The 15198-nt window shown below is 65.5% G+C and carries 16 protein-coding genes; 8 read left to right on the top strand and 8 right to left on the bottom strand.

Translation table 11 applies throughout. The annotated features are described in order from the left end of the window. Window positions 1-100: 100 nt before the first annotated feature. Window positions 101-1222 (bottom strand): Rv3626c family coenzyme F420 biosynthesis-associated protein, encoded by a 1122-nt coding sequence (locus QRM57_RS15335; RefSeq protein WP_284987211.1) that lies wholly within the window; start codon window positions 1220-1222, stop codon window positions 101-103. A 60-nt stretch (window positions 1223-1282) separates the two neighbouring features. Then, complete coding sequence (gene dacB, locus QRM57_RS15330) at window positions 1283-2728, bottom strand: D-alanyl-D-alanine carboxypeptidase/D-alanyl-D-alanine endopeptidase (protein WP_284987221.1); 1446 nt, start codon at window positions 2726-2728, stop codon at window positions 1283-1285. 212 nt (window positions 2729-2940) lie between these two features. Here dacB and QRM57_RS15325 point away from each other — a divergent pair, with 212 nt between their 5' ends. From QRM57_RS15325 to QRM57_RS15300, 6 genes are all read left to right on the top strand, one after another. Next, the gene (locus tag QRM57_RS15325; RefSeq protein ID WP_039239147.1) at window positions 2941-3432 is read left to right on the top strand and encodes an inorganic diphosphatase; all 492 of its coding nucleotides are present in this window, start codon (window positions 2941-2943) and stop codon (window positions 3430-3432) included. Between the two features lie 167 nt (window positions 3433-3599). Then, window positions 3600-4580 carry a hypothetical protein gene (locus QRM57_RS15320; protein ID WP_284987210.1) on the top strand — a complete coding sequence of 327 codons (981 nt, stop codon included), beginning with the start codon at window positions 3600-3602 and terminating at the stop codon, window positions 4578-4580. Continuing rightward, window positions 4577-5353 carry a hypothetical protein gene (locus tag QRM57_RS15315; protein ID WP_257370057.1) on the top strand — a complete coding sequence of 259 codons (777 nt, stop codon included), beginning with the start codon at window positions 4577-4579 and terminating at the stop codon, window positions 5351-5353. The genes QRM57_RS15320 and QRM57_RS15315 overlap by 4 nt, the downstream gene beginning before the upstream one ends. Window positions 5354-5399: 46 nt before the next feature. Next, a complete protein-coding gene (locus QRM57_RS15310; RefSeq protein WP_284987209.1) occupies window positions 5400-6035 on the top strand; it encodes a hypothetical protein in 636 nt (211 codons plus the stop codon). Then, entirely contained in the window at window positions 6022-6657 is a 636-nt protein-coding gene (locus QRM57_RS15305) for a hypothetical protein (protein ID WP_257370055.1), read from the top strand. The genes QRM57_RS15310 and QRM57_RS15305 overlap by 14 nt, the downstream gene beginning before the upstream one ends. A gap of 81 nt (window positions 6658-6738) precedes the next feature. Further along, on the top strand, window positions 6739-7338 hold the full coding sequence (locus QRM57_RS15300; RefSeq protein ID WP_284987208.1) for a hypothetical protein: 600 nt from the start codon (window positions 6739-6741) through the stop codon (window positions 7336-7338). Between the two features lie 92 nt (window positions 7339-7430). Here the strand turns inward: QRM57_RS15300 and QRM57_RS15295 are convergent, their stop codons facing one another. From QRM57_RS15295 to QRM57_RS15285, 3 genes are read right to left on the bottom strand one after another with little or no spacing between them, the layout of a single operon-like run. Beyond that, window positions 7431-8027 (bottom strand): DUF3618 domain-containing protein, encoded by a 597-nt coding sequence (locus tag QRM57_RS15295; RefSeq protein ID WP_284987207.1) that lies wholly within the window; start codon window positions 8025-8027, stop codon window positions 7431-7433. Further along, entirely contained in the window at window positions 8024-8458 is a 435-nt protein-coding gene (locus tag QRM57_RS15290) for a phage holin family protein (protein WP_257370053.1), read from the bottom strand. Before QRM57_RS15290 ends, QRM57_RS15295 begins: the two co-directional genes overlap by 4 nt. Next, window positions 8455-9423 carry a hypothetical protein gene (locus QRM57_RS15285; RefSeq protein WP_284987206.1) on the bottom strand — a complete coding sequence of 323 codons (969 nt, stop codon included), beginning with the start codon at window positions 9421-9423 and terminating at the stop codon, window positions 8455-8457. Before QRM57_RS15285 ends, QRM57_RS15290 begins: the two co-directional genes overlap by 4 nt. Before the next feature lie 182 nt (window positions 9424-9605). Between QRM57_RS15285 and QRM57_RS15280 the strand changes: the two genes are divergently transcribed. Continuing rightward, complete coding sequence (locus tag QRM57_RS15280) at window positions 9606-10688, top strand: FUSC family protein (RefSeq protein WP_284987205.1); 1083 nt, start codon at window positions 9606-9608, stop codon at window positions 10686-10688. Between the two features lies 1 nt (window position 10689). On the opposite strand, the gene QRM57_RS15275 is transcribed toward QRM57_RS15280, so the two are convergent. Both QRM57_RS15275 and rfaE2 read right to left on the bottom strand, forming a co-directional pair. Beyond that, on the bottom strand, window positions 10690-11724 hold the full coding sequence (locus tag QRM57_RS15275; RefSeq protein WP_284987204.1) for an NAD-dependent epimerase/dehydratase family protein: 1035 nt from the start codon (window positions 11722-11724) through the stop codon (window positions 10690-10692). An 11-nt stretch (window positions 11725-11735) separates the two neighbouring features. After that, the gene (gene rfaE2 / locus QRM57_RS15270; protein WP_284987203.1) at window positions 11736-13256 is read right to left on the bottom strand and encodes a D-glycero-beta-D-manno-heptose 1-phosphate adenylyltransferase; all 1521 of its coding nucleotides are present in this window, start codon (window positions 13254-13256) and stop codon (window positions 11736-11738) included. A 111-nt stretch (window positions 13257-13367) separates the two neighbouring features. On the opposite strand from rfaE2, the gene QRM57_RS15265 reads away from it, so the two are divergent. Beyond that, a complete protein-coding gene (locus QRM57_RS15265; protein ID WP_284987202.1) occupies window positions 13368-14531 on the top strand; it encodes a glycosyltransferase family 9 protein in 1164 nt (387 codons plus the stop codon). On the opposite strand, the gene QRM57_RS15260 is transcribed toward QRM57_RS15265, so the two are convergent. Then, a complete protein-coding gene (locus QRM57_RS15260) occupies window positions 14500-15195 on the bottom strand; it encodes an SDR family oxidoreductase (RefSeq protein WP_235517991.1) in 696 nt (231 codons plus the stop codon). The two genes, QRM57_RS15265 and QRM57_RS15260, sit on opposite strands and share 32 nt — an antisense overlap. Window positions 15196-15198 lie beyond the last annotated feature (3 nt).

Here is a 15198-nt window from a genome sequence, read left to right as displayed (position 1 = left end):
GCCAGACGCCCTGGCCGCCGTCGTCCCCTACCAGTGGTGGCCGCCGCAACGGGAGGGTCGCCCGCCGTGTCAGCAGAGGCGGCCAATTCATGGGAAAAGCTCAAAGCCCCATCCGCTCCAGCCACAGCTTGGAGTTATGGATTTCCTCTTCGGTGGGAAGATGTTCGGCCGCGTCCCAGACCCTGTTGAAGCCCTCCATCCCGGCCACGGCAACAACTTCACGGACGAACTTGGCGCCGTCCGTGTATTGCCGCATCTTGGCGTCCAGGCCGAGGAGGTTGCGGATGAACTTCTCCACCATGCCACGTTCCTTGCCGCGGTCGTTGAAGCGTTGGCGGATGGTCCGCACGGACGGAACGATGCTGGCGTCCACGGCGTCCATCACCACGTTGGCGTGACCCTCGAGGAGGCTCATCACGGCGGTGATGTGGGACAGGGAGGCCTTTTCCTCGGGGTTCTGGAGCAGGTCCAGGATGGCCCCACGGCCGGGCACTTTGTCTGAGGGACTGCGATCCTTAAGCGATTTGGCGATGGCCCCGGCCCGGTCCACCAGGGAGTCCATGTTCCCCAGCAGGTTGCCGCTGAGCTTTTCGATCTCGTCCAGCATGTGATGCCTGAGCCACGGCGCCGCGGCAAACTGTACGCGGTGGGTTTGCTCATGGAGGCAGACCCAGAGCCGGAAATCGTCGGGGTGGACGTTGAGTTCGCGCTCCACGGAGATGATGTTGGGTGCCACCAACAGGAGCCGGCCGCCCGGAGGAACGTTGGCGCCCGGGGCAAGGGCCGCGAAGGGGTCGTATTGCCCCAGGACCTTGCTGGAGAGGAAAGCGAGGACGGCCCCAAGCTGCGTGCCGGTGATGGCACCACTGGCGGCTGCGGCTGCAGGGGTCATGGCCACGCTGCTGCGGCTCTCCAGCATCTTTTGCAGCGCGGGCTGGAGCATCACGGCGAAGCTCTGCGTGTTGGCCTTGGACCAGGAGGCACGGTCCACCACCAGGACGTGGGAGTCCCTCAGGTCCCTCGCAGCGTCCAGGCCGGTGATGTCGTGCACGTGGGGGACGGAGATGTCCGCGTTGAAACGCAGGTTATCCACCGCCTTGCCAATCTCCCCTGCGCTGAGCTCAGGACCTGGAGGGGCAAGCCGGCCAGCCGTAGAGGCAGCCAGGTCCCAGTTGATCAGGGACTGGGCCCCTGCTGACGAATCGCGGGCAGATGACACCATACGGACCATCACACCACACGCGGCTGACAATGAGCCCTTAAGTTCGCTGGACGCGGAGCTTCAGCCGCGGCAGCCGCACGAAGCCAGGCCTGACGCTGCCCGGTCCATGGCCACCTTGTTTCCGGCGGCACCCGGTTCGAGCCCGTTGCCGATGAACGAGAACACCAGCAGGCGCCCATCCGCATCGACCACGTACCCACTCAGGGCGATCACGGAATTCAGCGTCCCGGTCTTGGCGCGGACCAGGCCAGCACCAACGGCCGTGCTGGCGTCCACGTACCTGTTATCCAGGGTGCCGGTCAGCCCTGCGATCGGGAAGCCGTCCAGTGCCGCCCTGAGGGAAAGGTCCGGGCCGCTGGTGATTGCACGGACGACCTGGACGAACTGCAGGGCGCTGACCTGGTTTTCCAGGGCAAGGCCGGATACGTCAGCCAACTGCATCGAATCCGTGGCGATTCCCAGCTCCGCCAGCCTTTGCCGCACGGCCGCGGTGGCGCCGTCGTACGTGGTTTCCTTGCCGGACGCGGCTGCGGTCATCCGCCCCAAGGCCTCGGCGAGGAAATTATCCGAGGTCTCCAGCATGAGGTCCACCTGCTCGCTGACAGTGGCGGACTCAGCTGCGGCCAGCACCTTGGCAGGCAGGCCCTTGCCGCGTTCGACGCCGGGACTCACCGCGACGCCGGCAGCCGCCAGCTGCTCGGCGAAGGCCTGGGCGGTGGTGACAGCGGAATCCTGTGGACGGGGCCCGGTCATCACGGTTGGCGAGTATCGGCCCGAATTCAACGCAAGCGGAAAGAGGGGTGCGGTCTCGCCGGCGGCGACGTCGTCCAGGCTCCAGGCCGGGTTAAGGGGTGCGCCGCTGAACAGGGTGTCGTCCACCTGGACGGTGACGGGCCCCTTGACTCCGGCGGCCGTCAACGCGGTGGCCGTATCTGCGGCCAGGGATGCCAGGCCGGCCCGGCCCAACACGGCGTTGGGATCGGAGGCGGAAGCACCCAGCAGCACGTCCCCTCCCCCAGTCAGTACAACCGTGGAGGGATTTGCGGATCCCAGTACCCGCGTCGTGAAGCGCGTGTCCGGGCCGAGTGCTTTTAGTGCTGAGACGGCGGTCAGCAGCTTCATGTTCGACGCCGGGATCCGGTTGGCTGCCGCATCACGGTCAAAGAGGACTTTGCCGGTGGAAGCGTCCATGACCACCCCGCTGATGCTGCCCGCGCCGTCCGGTTTCAACGTTGCATCGAGGAGTGCCGTGACTTCGGCGGACGTCGGGAGCGGGGCGTTTGCGTCCAAGGGAAGGACCCCGCTGGCGTTGGAAAGATGGGCGGGTTCCAGCTGCCAGGCGGGCACTGAGGCTTCTGGTTTGGGCAGTGAAAGCAGCCCGGGCATCATCCCGGCCACCACAACGGCACCGAGGCACAGCAGGACTGAGGCCAAAAGCACCGGCCATTTCAAGCGCCCCCACGCCGCGGATAACCCCGCGCGGGCATCCCCGTTTTTAACGCCCATCATGGAAGTTGCGTGATCCTGTCAGTCCTGAATTGTCCCCGCCGGTTCAAGAAACCCGGGCCTCTCGCTATATCCTCAATAGTAGTCGGCGGCACCGGCTGCAATTTTGCCTGCCGCCAGCCCCGGGCTGAGCAGCCTGCCTGAGGCACCGTCACCCGTGACGGCCGCTTCGGCGGAGCGACGCCCCACCCACACCCGTCAAGGAGCATTCCATGAAGCACGACGTGACCATCGAGATCCCCAAGGGATCGCGCGTCAAGTACGAAGTTGACCACGAAACCGGCCGTGTCCGCCTGGACCGCGTCCTGTTCACCTCCATGCAGTACCCCACGCACTACGGTTTCTTCGAGAACACCCTGGGCGAAGACGGCGATCCGTTGGACGCACTGGTGCTCCTGCAGGACTTCGACCTCCACCCGGGCGTCATCGTTGAGTCCCGCCCGATCGGCGTCTTCAACATGACCGACGACGGCGGCGGAGACGCCAAGGTCCTCTGCGTCCCGGTTGACGCACGCTTCGACCACATCCAGGAAGTCAGCGACGTCAGCGAGTTCCTGATCAAGGAAATCGAGCACTTCTTCACGCGCTACAAGGACCTGGAGCCCGGCAAGTGGGTCAAGGCCGAGGGCTGGGGCGACCGCGCCGCTGCCGAAGCCGAGCTGGAAGCTTCCATCAAGCGTTACGTTCCGGCTGCGGGACACTGATTTTTGCGTTTTTAGCGTACGACGGCGGTTGGTGCGGTTCCCCGTGAACCCCACCAGCCGCCGTCGTTCTTTAACGAATGGATGGGCACCGCTCCCCATCGCGACATACCGTTGGTCCCTTTAGGCTGGGACGAGACTTTTCACTGCATGTAAACAGGGGGTTCCTCATGGCTGGGTTCTACGGTGCGGACATCGCACAGCTTCGCAGTCTGGCAGGCGTCATGGGCAAAGCTGCCGACGCCATCAGCCTGCAGGGCACGCAATTGTCCAATGCCATCAACTCCACGACGGCGTGGCAGGGCAGGGACGCCACAGTGTTCAAGGGCGAGTGGAACAGCCAGCACCGGCAGAGCCTGATGAAGGCCGCAAACATGCTGCGCGAAAACGCGAGCCAGCTGAAGAAGCACGCCAACCAGCAGGAATTCGCCAGCCACAACGACGGCTCCGGTACGTCTGTGGGAGTCCTGAAGGACGTCTACGACAGCGGCATGGGCGTCAAGGACCTGGCAGCCCAGCTCTGGACGGCCTACAAGTACGGCAAGCTGGGCCACGCGGAATGGGTCAAGACGCGCGAAGTCCTCACCAACTGGCGTGCCGGCGGAACTGTTGTCCGCGATGCCATGACGGCCTTGCGGAACGGTGAGAAAGTCACCGATGTCCTCACCGATCTCAAAGCCAACATCCCTTACAGCCAGGCGTTCCAGGACGCGAGCAAGTTCTCCAAAGGCCTTCGCGTGGCGGGCGCCCTGGCCGCACCGCTGAACATCGTGGGCGGCATCAGCGACATGATCAACCCCGAGCACGACGGCTGGCGCGGTACCGGCGACCGGGTAGCCGGAGGCCTGTCCGTGGTGGGCGGCGTGGGCAGCATCATGCTCATGACCGCCGGCGGCGCTGCGCTTCTTGGACCCATCGGTGCCCCGATCGTGATCGGGGCCGGAATCGTTGCCGGAGCCTGGGCGCTGGGCAACCTCGTAGCGGACAACTGGGACTCCATCTCCAACTTCGCGCGGAACCCCGGCAGCTACATAGCCGACGGCGCCAAGGAGGTGGCGGGTTTCGCCAAGGACGTAGGCAGTAAGGTGGCAGACGGGGTCGGTAATGCCGCCAAGTCAGTTGGAAACTTTGTCGGAGGGATATTCGGATGACCACCAGCACCATGAAATGGACCCAGCGGGACATTGAGGCCGCCGCCAAGGTACTGGCATCAGCCACTGCCACGGGAACGCCGCTGCCCACGTTGACCGACGAAGAAGTGGTGGCCCTGGACGGCGTTCAGCATGAGCAACTGGTGGCCACGCCCTGGCTCTCTGCCCAGGATGCCAACAAGGAACTGATGTGTGCCATCGCTTTGCGCGGGCTGCTGGCGAAGGAGCTCGTGTACCCGGTGATTTTTGAGGGTGAGACTGAGCCCTCCCGTCTCCATGCAACAGAGGACATCACCGGCGCCCTGACCCTGCGGCGCAGCGGCAGCAGCGTGATCTCCATTGAGCGCACCGTATCCACCGGCAAGCGCTGGCTGTACGGCTACCTCCATGACGACGGCGCCCTCCTCGAAGAAGTGGATGAAGGCGGACTCCACGGCTTCACCGCCGTGACCCGCGAACAGCTGGTGCCCCGGTTGGCCGAATTCGTGGACCCGGAGAAGGCAGCCCAGCGCGACACCGCCCCGACCGTGTACACGGAACCCCAGTTCGAGGAGCACGCGGCCACCGCACTTGCAGACACCCAGGCTGCCAGCAACGTGGTGGCATTCAACGCCGACACAGACGAGTTTCCCACCGTTACCGTCTACACGGGCCCGTCGGGCGTCCATGTCCTGACACCCCGGGTCACGGGCGAGACCGTCACCCTTGAGCTGAAGGAAACGTCCCAGGCATCCCTGGCCAGCGTCCTCGGCGGGCTCGCCGGACTGGCCTGACGATTCCTCCCCACGCTGCCTACTGCCGTCGAGCCGAAAGCCCCTCATGAGCAATCCGAAGTCCACCACCGCCACCGGACTGGTTGACGCCGCCAACGGCCGTGCCGTCCGGCGCCACACAGACACCGGGGCGTACTTCGTCAAAGCCTCGGGGACCGCGCATTTCTGGGGCCGGGTCCTGGATGCGATCGTTTTCCTGGTGGGGTACTCCGTGCTGGCGGTCATTGCTGCCGTAGTGCGTCAATCCATGATGAACAGCGGCTCCGCGCTGGGCTACAACGACGGCGCCTGGCTGACCATCTACGTGGTTCTGTGGTTCGTTGGCCTGTTCGTCTACGGCATGATCTGGGGAACCGTGGGAAGCGTCGGCGACGCCGCTGCCGGTATGCGCTCCGTGCGGATCAAGGACGGAACGACGGCGGGCGCCTGGTTGGGTGGTTGGCGGGCCATTTGCTGGTCCTTCTTCCCGTTCTTCGTGGTGATGGTCATCGCCGCGGCTTTTAGTGGCGGATCGGGCGACACCTGGGATCCCAAGTTCGCCGCCATCGACCGTCGCTCCGGCCTGGCCCAAGGAATGCCGCCAATCCCGGACCCCAAAGCTGCCGCCGCCCAAAAAGCCGCAGCCGCGGAACAGGAAGGCCTCCCCAACCTTTACGGCCAGCGGCCGGATGCGCGGCCGTAACTGGCTGGTCCGCCGCGTTGAGCGGCGGCTGGAACCGCAGCTTGGGCGGCTCCGCTACGTAGCTTCTTCCCGGCGCATCTTCTGGAAGGTCCTTGTTCCCTGCCTGGTGGTGGGGTTCGTGTTCGGGGCCATCGCTGAGTTCGTCAGCCCCATCCGCTCCACGCGGGAGGCCGGCCACTTCAACGATCCCCTCTTCTATGTCCTGACCAGCATCCTCACCGGGCTTGTGCTCTGGTCCATGACGTTGCTGGGCAGCTTCCGAAAGCTCTTGGTGTTCGACGGCGGGATAGTCGCCAAATACTCTCAAAAACACACCCTGCTGCTGTTCCCCTGGGCTGACATAGCTCCCGCGTCCCTCAAAGTGGTGACCACCCTGGACGGCACTGATCCGGAGCGGCGCCTGGTGGCGAAGCAGAAGGTTTCGCTGGGAGCCGGCGGAGTCAACGCATTGGTGTTCCGGGCGCGCGAAACCTTCTGGGTGTTCGCCACCAACGAAGACCTGGAAGCCATGGTGGGCGCGGTCCACACCTGTTTGCGCCAGGCCGGAATACCCGGCGCCGGCCTTGCAGCGGCGGGCGCGCTTCCCGCCGTCGTGCTGACCGAACGCACCGCACTGGGCTAGCCGGAAGCGCCGCTCCGGACAAAGTAACAGGCAGATTTTCCCCTTGCAGAGCCGCTACCAGCCGGTAGCATGTGATCCACTATGTTCACTCTCACCATCAACCAACGCGACAGCCGCCGCGACGGCGACCTTGTGCCCCAGTTGCTCAAGGACCTTCGCCACATTCCGGCGCGGTTGGATTTCGACCGTTCGGTGGAGGATGAAGTGCAGGGCATTGTCGAGTCCAGCCATCAGGCTGTGGAGACGGCGTTGATCGCCCTCCGGCCCAGCCAGTGGTACGTGGGGATCGGGGTGGGGCCGATCAACGAGCCTTTGCCCAACCTGGTCCGGGATGCTTCCGGGCATGGGCTCGTCTATGCCCGACGGGCAGTGGACCGTTTGCGTAACGGCAAGGAACGCATTCCGGTGGCGGTGGACGGCCCCCTCACGGCGCTGGCCTCCGAAGCCGAGGCTGTGCTGCGGCTCCTCGGGCACATTGTGCAACACCGAAGTGCCGCGGAATGGCGCGTGCTGGACCTGTTGACGCCCGGGGTACGCGGCCAGCAGAAGACGGTTGCGCAGGAACTTGGCATCTCCACCCAGGCGGTCAGCAAGACGCTGGCCCGCGCGCAGTGGGCCGAAGAGCATGCAGCCCGCCCGGCCGCCGCACGTTTGCTGCAAATGATCCTGGAAGTGCGCTGACGCACCCCTTAAAGCAGAACTGAGTGACAGCTAACGCCCTTCAGAACGGTCAGAAGGGCGTTTGCTGTCACTCGCTTGGCTAAATCAGCGGACTACTGGTTGCTGATGTTGTCCTTTGCTGCGGTGGCGCGGTCCTGAACGTCGGCGGCCGCGGCCTGCCCTTCGTCCTTGACGTTTGCCGCTGCTTCGGTGGCGCTGTCCTTGACGTTCTGCATCGCGTCCTGGGCAGGTTCCTTGAGGTGCTCGGCCACTTCCTGCGCAGCGTGGCTCAATTCATCGGTGAGCGGCTGGGCCGCGTCCTTAAGGGCGTGGGCGGCTTCGCGTTCCTTCTCCGACGGCGGGAACAGCGCTGACACCAGGAGGCCTGCACCGAAGGCGATGAGCCCCGCGGCGATCGGGCTGCCTTGGGCCTTGCTCTTCAGCACCTGCGGTGCGTCGCCCAGATCCGAGACGGCACCGGAGACATTGTCAGCGACGCCTGAAACGGCATCCCCGGCCCGGTGCGCGACGTTGCCTGCAGCATCAGAGACGTCGTCGCGGGCACCGAACACGGCCGTCTTCATCCTGTCCACCCGGCGGTTGACGATGTGCGACGGGGTGACCTTATCCGCCACGGCGTCAACGTTGGTGCTCAGCCGCCGGCGAGTTTCTTCGATATCGGCGCGCAGGGCGTCGGGGTTCTGCGTCATCGTGTCTCCTCAGTGTTCGGTTTCAAAGCGGGGGGTATTTCCTTGACGGTTTCGGCCGTACGCGGCATGCCGTTGATGGTCTTCAGTTCCTTGCGGCCCATGGAGGCCAGCACGGCAGCGACGATTCCCCAGATAACCGCCACAACAACGGCGGACCATCCGAGGCCAATGAGCTGGCCCAAAGCCCACCAGAGGGCAATGGACAGGAAAAGTACGGTGATGTGGCCGGCGTAAGCTGCACCGCCCAGCATTCCCGCGCCCTTGCCAGCCTTGGTGGCGGACTCCTTGAGTTCCGCCTTGGCCAGCTCCACTTCCTGGCGCATCAACGTGGAAACGTCGCGCGTCAGGTCGCTCAACAGCTCGCCCAGGGGAAGGGTTTCAGCCTTCTCGTGCGCGGTTGTTGTGGGAGGCAGGTCGGCAGGACTACTCATCGGTGACCTCCGTACTGGGGATCGTCGGGGCGCTCAAGGCCGTCGGGATCAAGGGGGCCAGCCAGCGGGTCGCCCTGCGCCTTGACGCCGCCGGCGTCGGTCTCCGGGTAGGGAAGCGTGGATCCGTCGTAGCCGCCCGTGGTTCCAGCGTCGTATCCGGTGGTTCCGGCGTCGTATCCGGTGGTGGTGGCCGAACCGTATCCCGCGGTGGTAGTGGTGGGTCCCGGCAGGTCAACGGCCGGCGGGGTAACGGCGCCGCCCTGGGAGGGCACGCCCTGGGTGGGGTAATACGCAGCCCGCGGCGTCCCGGCAGCAGCAGTGCCGCTGGTTGAGGCGGATTCGGTGGCGTCCCCTGCCATGCCACGACCCAGACGACCGGCGAGGACACCGGCTCCGGCGGCCAGCAAGAGGAAAGTTCCGGGCTTGCGGCGGGCGAAGCCCTTGACTTCGTCCAGCAGGGAACCGGGATCCCGGCTCTCCAGCCACTGCGCAATCGAGGACGAACGCTGGGCCGCCTGCTGGACCAAGTCCGTGGCCACACCACCGTTATTCGTCGAATTGGCCATGGTGGACAGTTCGTCGGAGATGGAACGCAGGCCTTCGGCAACGCGCTGCTGCTGGGCCTGTGCTTGGTCGGTCAGCTCGCCTTTGGTCTGGGTGAGCAGTTGCCGGGCGTTCACCTTGACCTCCTGGGCAACGTGCCCAGCCTCGGTCTTGGCGGTATCGACCACGCCACCGGCAGCGTCGCCGACGGTGCTGGCCACTCCTGCGGCTTCATGCTTTGCAGCGTCAACCTTGCCGGAGCTGTCAGTTCCGGTGCCCGGAGCGCTGGTGGTGGTTCCTGCGGTGTCGAATTCCACGTCCGGCGAGTCCAGGTAGCTTCCGGTAAACGGTTCGGTACCCGCGGTGCCGCCGTTCCTTGGTGCCGCGAAGCTTCCGTCCTGCGGCGATTGGCTCTCAGTCATTGTCGCTCTCTTTCCACAGTTGGCAGGCTGCGGACAGCAGCCGGGATAGTAAGTATCGTTACTATCAATGGTTGTGTACCCGCTTGCCGCTGTTCTAATCGCGCAATTTTGAAAAGATGGTCGCATCACATGCAGCATGATCCCGCTCGACACTTCCAGGAATACCTGCGAACGTTGGACCGATGAGCCACATGCCCTACAGGCGGCGGCTGATCCCCGCGCTTCGGAAAACAATCACCAGGCACCGGCTCCTGTTCGCTGCCAAAACAGCGGTTGCAGCAGGTCTTGCCTGGTGGCTTGCCCCCTACATGCCCGGTCCTGCCGCGGCCTACCCCTACTACGCACCGTTGGGCGCACTGGTCAGCATGCACCCCACCGTGGCGGACTCCGCCAAACACGGGTTGCAGAGCCTCGCCGGGCTGGTCCTAGGGATCGGCATGGCTTTCGTTGTCACTTCCTTCGCCGAACCCAACTCCTTCTCCGTGGCATTGGTGGTAGGGCTGGGAGTGCTGATCGGAGGACTTCCACGCCTGGGATCGGGTTCGGACTGGATCCCCATGGCTGCACTGTTCGTGCTGGTGCTGGGCGGCTCGAACGCAGAGGGCTTCTCCTTCGGGTACGTCCTCCAAATGGCCCTGGGGGTGACGGTGGGATTCGCCGTGAACTGGTTGGTGATTCCCCCGCTGCACCTGGACGCGATCGACCCCGCCATCAGTGGGCACCAGGGCGCCCTCTCCCGGCAGCTCAAGGACATGGCCCGGGCCATGGAGGAATCGTGGCCACCCAACCATGAAGCGTGGGCCAGCAGGAGTGACGAGCTTTCCCTGACGGCCGCCGAAGTCCGGACTGCTGTCCACCAAGCCGAACTGAGTGCCAAGGCGAACCCACGCTCCCGCCGCTTGGCAACCCGTTTGCCTGGGGACCTGGCTGGTTTACGGACACTCGAACGGCTCACGTTCCACGTGCAGGACATCACCGACGTCCTTGCGAGCGCCATCTGGGAGAAGGACGCGGGGACGGTCATCCCCGACGCCGTGGTGGGCTACCTTTCGGACGCATTGGAGTCCACGGCCCTGGTCATTGACCATTGGCGGGACGGCGAATCGGATGAACTCGGCACTCTGTTGACGGAGGCGAAGGACTCGATATCCGCGCTGAGCGATGCAGTGGCCGAGGCCGCCGCGGGACAGTCACCGGTGAACGCACCGGCGTCGGTGGCCATGAGCCTGCGGCGGATCCTCACCGTGGTGTTGTCCGCCGAGTAAGTCAGCGGGGCTTGAGCGGCGGTGACGCTTTCCGACCCTTCCCCGTCCCCAGCCCGTCCAGCATTTCGGCCAGGGATTCCAGCGATGAATGCTTCGGCGACCAACCCAGCAGCCTGCGTGCGCGTCCCGTGTCCATGATGGGCGCGTTCGCGGCCATGTCCACCCAGCCGCCGTCGGTCGCCTGGAGGCGGAGCCGCCAACTGACCTCGACGACGGCGCGCAGCACCGGGAGCGGGAACGGCAGCAGCCGCCGGGCGTTGAAGGTCCACGCCAGGGCATTGGGGTCGATGACAGGCTCTGCGGCGATATTGAAGGCACCCTCCGCCCTGCGCTCGAGGACACGCCAGTAGGCGTCGGCGACGTCGGACGCATGCACCGCCTGGAACACCAGTTCCTTGGGCAGGGCCAGCAGGGGGAACCACGGTTTGGGCGGCACCAAGCGTGACAGGATCCGGCCCAGGAAGTACCGCCCTACCTCGCTCCCGGCTCCTGCACTGAAGGTCAATGCCGGACGAAGCCGGGCCACCACAATCTCCGGATTGTCCTTGGCGAAATCGTCCAACAGCCGCTCCTGCGCAGCCTTATCCACACTGTAGTGCGACTTCGGAATCCCCGCCGCGGGCCAGCCCTCCTGGGTTCGCTGGTCCTTGGGAGCAGGCGAGTAAGCTCCCACCGAGGACGCACACACGATGTGCCGAACCCCGGCTTTCCGTGCCGCAGCCAAAACATGGGCCGTTCCGGCCACGTTGGTTTGCCGGAGCATTTCCCGGTGGTGGTTTGGCTGGATCAACCAGGCAAGGTGCACCACGGCATCCGCTCCGGACAGCGCAGCCTCCAAGGCCGGCTGGTCCACGGCGGCGCCGATGTCCAAGGTGCGCCAGTCGACGCCGCGGTACGGGGCAGCGTCCAGGTCAGGGTGGCGACGGACCACGCCCACCAGTTCAAGATCGGCGCCTTCCTCGGAACGGGCCGCTTGTAGCCGCTTCAGGACTTCCGTACCGACGTGTCCGGTGGCTCCAGTGATCACAATGCGCATGGCGGAATTCCTCAGGGTTGCGGGTTGTCGCCCGTGGAGCGGATGCGTTCCAGTACGGCCGTGGTGGAGTGCTCGGGCACGTAGTCCAGGATGGTCACGGTGCCGCCGCAACGTTCCACAGCCGCCGTTTCTGCCAACATTTCCGGCGTGTAGTCACCGCCTTTGGCATAGACGTCCGGCCGGAGGAGCTCGATCAATGGAATAGGCGTTGGAGTGTCGAAAACCGTTACGTGGTCCACGCAGCTGAGGGCAGCAATCACTGCGGCCCGGTCGGCTTCATGGTTGACGGGCCGGTCCGGTCCCTTGAGCTGCCGCACGGATGAGTCACTGTTCAGGGCGACCACCAGGACGTCCCCCAATTGCTTGGCCTGGTTGAGGTAGCGGGTGTGGCCACGGTGCAGGACGTCGAAGCAGCCGTTGGTCAGCACGATCCTGCGGCCCTCACGGCGATGCTCTTCAACATGCCGGGCCAACTCCCCTGCCGTCAGCGCTGTATCCGCGAACCCGCTCAGGTGCCGCGTCAGTTCATCGGTGGTGCACACCGATGTCCCTGGCCGGTGGACCACGATGTCGGCAGCGGCCTGGGCAAGGTCGACGCTGGTGGTCAGCGGCAAACCGACCGCCCGGGCCAGGGTCAAGGCAGCCACGAAGGTATCGCCCGCACCTGAGGCCTGCTTCTCGGCTTGCGGACGGGCCCAGGTCCGGTGGGTGGCAACCTCGTCGGTGTCGGGGCCGGACTTCACCGTCAGCGTCCCCTCCCGGTCCAGTGTCACGACGACGGCGGACGCACCGGAGGCGCGCAGGAGCTGCTCCGCGTGTGCCTCCACGAAGGGGCAACGCGCGGCACCTCCCGGGAATTCGACGCCAAGCAACCGCGAGGCCTCCTGGGCATTCGGGGTAGCGAGGTGGGGCTTCAACCCTGCCCAGGCACCGGGATCGTGGGCATCAACAACCACCAGCCTGTCCTGGCGCTTGGCGGGTGCCAGCAGGTCAAGGAGCGCCGAGCGGACCGGCCCTGACAAGGCACCCGCGCCGTAATCGCACAGCACCACGGCCGCAGCGCCCTCAATGGCCTCAGGCACCAACGCGGCCATCACCTCGAGCCCTTCTGCCGGCAACCCGGGGGCTGCGTCATCCAAGCGCAGCATCACTTGCCCCCCGCTGCTGACCCTGTATTTGGTGGTGGTGACCATCTCCGGATGTGACACGACGTGGGAGACGTCAACGCCGGCATCCTCCAGCTGCTCGAGGAGCTGGAGGCCCGCGGCGTCGTCTCCCACAACGGAGACGAACCGTACTTCCGCTCCCATCGCCGCCAGGTTCATGGCTGTGTTGGCGGCCCCTCCGGGCGCAAAGTCGCGGCGCTGCACCTGGACCACCGGGGCGGGCGCTTCGCGGCAGAACCGTTCAATTGTTCCATCCCACCAGCCGTCCAGGATGGAGTCGCCGATGACTGTCACAACAGGACGTTCCTGGGCCAAGCGGGCTGGCAACCAGTCAGCCAGGCCTTCTTGATTGGAGAGGCGTGCCATGGGGTACCTTCCGGTTGGATGACAGTTTCCTGTTCCCGACAGGTACCCCGCGGCACGGGCTTTACACGCCGGCCTTGGAGTTTCCGCTATTGACGACGAAGGGAAGTTCTCATGGCCACGGCTCCCACACCCGGAATCGGCCCGGTGTTGGAAAAATTCGGCGACGTCAGGCGGATTGCCGTCCTCAGGGGTGGCGGCTTGGGGGACCTGATTTATACCTACCCGGCCCTGTATGCCCTGAAGATTGCGTACCCGGATGCCTACATCACACTCCTGGGGACGCCTGTCCATGCCGCAGTCGCGGGCGCAACCACGGGGCCGGTGGACGACGTCGTGATGTTGCCTGTGGCGCGCGGCGTCTACGACGGTCCCCGCAACGGCGAGCGGTTCGACGACGACGCTGAGGACGTTGCCGCCCAGGAACAATTCTTTGAGGCCATGCGCGCGGAAGCGTTTGACCTGGCCGTCCAGATGCACGGAGGTGGACGGTTTTCCAATCCTTTCCTCCTCAGGCTGGGCGCGCGGCACACCGTCGGCACGCGCACCAAGGACGCCATGCCCCTGGAGCGGAACCTCGACTACGTCTACTACCAGAACGAACCGGACCGGTGGCTGGAAGTGGCGGGCCTCGCCGGAGCACCCACCGTGGTCCCACCGCCGCTGCAGCCGCACCCGGACCACCGGCAGGACGTTGCCGGCCTGCGGGACCAAGCCCGGAATTCCTTGGTGGTTCTCCATCCCGGTGCCACCGATCCACGGCGTCGTTGGCCGGCGTGGAACTTTGCCGATGCCGCTGCCGCCTTGGCGGCAGAAGGCGCGCAGGTGCTGGTGGTGGGTGACCGCTCAGAGAAGGCTTTGGCCCAGGAAGTCGCGGAGCTGGCGGTTCGCCAACTCCCGGCAACGGACCGGCAGGCAGTGCGGTCAGTGGCCGGCGAATTGGGCATCGGTGAATTGGCAGCGCTCCTGGCCGAAGCCACGGTGATGCTTGCCAGCGACAGCGGTCCGCGGCACCTGGCGCAGGCCGTGGGCACCCCGACCGTTGGCATCTATTGGGTGGGCAACGCGTTCAATGCCGCACCGCGGGGACGAGGCCTGCACCGCGTCCACATGTCGTGGGTGACCCACTGCCCACGCTGCGGCGCGGATGTAACGCAGGTGGGCTGGACCGCTCCGCACTGCGGCCACGACGACACCCTGATCAGGGGCATCGCCGTGGCCGATGTTGTTCAGGACGTGCTGGACCTTACGGCCACGACCCTTCTTCTGCGGGGGTAATCAGGAGTTCGCGGACCTCGCTGCCGAATGGCTGCGAGAGTGCGAACACCACTGCTTGGGCCACGTTGGCGGGGTCATTGAGCTTGGAGTCGTCCTGCGGCTTGTACTGTTCGTCCCGGTCGTCGAAGAAGTGGGTCTTCATGCCGCCCGGGATGATCGTGGTGACGCCAATGACTCCCCCGGTCTCCGCTGCGAGCGCACGGCTGAAACCGATCACGCCGAACTTCGAAGCACAGTAGGCGGTGGCGTCCGGCAAGGCCCTGAGGCCCAGCGTCGACGCGATGGTGATTGCGCGGCCGCGGGATCCCTTGAGGTAAGGCAGGGCCGCACGGATGGTGGAAACGGTACCCAGGAGGTTCACTCCGATGACCTTTTCCCATTCCTCGGCAGCGACGTCGCCCAGCTTCCCGCAACGATCGATCCCTGCCGCGGTGACCACCCCGTCCAGGCCGCCCAGGCTGTCGGCGGCTTCCTTGACGGCAGCTTCCACTGCTTCGCGGTTGGAAACGTCCACTTCCAGGGCTTTGGCACCCGAGACGTTGCTGACGTCCCGGTCGAAGACGAACGGCGTACCGCCGGCGTCCCGGATGGCTTCCACGATTGCTGCTCCCAGGCCGGAGCCGCCTCCAGTGACGATGACGCGGCCAGGTGTTTGCGTGTTCATGCG

This window comes from Arthrobacter sp. fls2-241-R2A-172, assembly GCF_030208885.1.
In the GTDB taxonomy this organism is placed as follows: Bacteria; Actinomycetota; Actinomycetes; order Actinomycetales; family Micrococcaceae; genus Arthrobacter.
Note: the sequence above shows the minus strand (reverse complement) of the source record. Positions and strands in the feature narration are given on the sequence as shown.

Excerpts from the sequence above, each read along its gene's own strand:
- QRM57_RS15320 (WP_284987210.1), top strand. The coding sequence starts at position 3,600 with ATGGCTGGGTTCTACGGTGCGGACATCGCACAGCTTCGCAGTCTGGCA.
- QRM57_RS15290 (WP_257370053.1), bottom strand. The coding sequence starts at position 8,458 with ATGAGTAGTCCTGCCGACCTGCCTCCCACAACAACCGCGCACGAGAAG.
- QRM57_RS15260 (WP_235517991.1), bottom strand. The coding sequence starts at position 15,195 with ATGAACACGCAAACACCTGGCCGCGTCATCGTCACTGGAGGCGGCTCC.
- QRM57_RS15275 (WP_284987204.1), bottom strand. The coding sequence starts at position 11,724 with ATGCGCATTGTGATCACTGGAGCCACCGGACACGTCGGTACGGAAGTC.
- QRM57_RS15305 (WP_257370055.1), top strand. The coding sequence starts at position 6,022 with ATGCGCGGCCGTAACTGGCTGGTCCGCCGCGTTGAGCGGCGGCTGGAA.
- QRM57_RS15295 (WP_284987207.1), bottom strand. The coding sequence starts at position 8,027 with ATGACGCAGAACCCCGACGCCCTGCGCGCCGATATCGAAGAAACTCGC.
- QRM57_RS15300 (WP_284987208.1), top strand. The coding sequence starts at position 6,739 with ATGTTCACTCTCACCATCAACCAACGCGACAGCCGCCGCGACGGCGAC.
- QRM57_RS15315 (WP_257370057.1), top strand. The coding sequence starts at position 4,577 with ATGACCACCAGCACCATGAAATGGACCCAGCGGGACATTGAGGCCGCC.
- QRM57_RS15325 (WP_039239147.1), top strand. The coding sequence starts at position 2,941 with ATGAAGCACGACGTGACCATCGAGATCCCCAAGGGATCGCGCGTCAAG.
- QRM57_RS15310 (WP_284987209.1), top strand. The coding sequence starts at position 5,400 with ATGAGCAATCCGAAGTCCACCACCGCCACCGGACTGGTTGACGCCGCC.
- dacB (WP_284987221.1), bottom strand. The coding sequence starts at position 2,728 with ATGGGCGTTAAAAACGGGGATGCCCGCGCGGGGTTATCCGCGGCGTGG.
- QRM57_RS15265 (WP_284987202.1), top strand. The coding sequence starts at position 13,368 with ATGGCCACGGCTCCCACACCCGGAATCGGCCCGGTGTTGGAAAAATTC.
- QRM57_RS15335 (WP_284987211.1), bottom strand. The coding sequence starts at position 1,222 with ATGGTGTCATCTGCCCGCGATTCGTCAGCAGGGGCCCAGTCCCTGATC.
- QRM57_RS15280 (WP_284987205.1), top strand. The coding sequence starts at position 9,606 with ATGAGCCACATGCCCTACAGGCGGCGGCTGATCCCCGCGCTTCGGAAA.
- rfaE2 (WP_284987203.1), bottom strand. The coding sequence starts at position 13,256 with ATGGCACGCCTCTCCAATCAAGAAGGCCTGGCTGACTGGTTGCCAGCC.
- QRM57_RS15285 (WP_284987206.1), bottom strand. The coding sequence starts at position 9,423 with ATGACTGAGAGCCAATCGCCGCAGGACGGAAGCTTCGCGGCACCAAGG.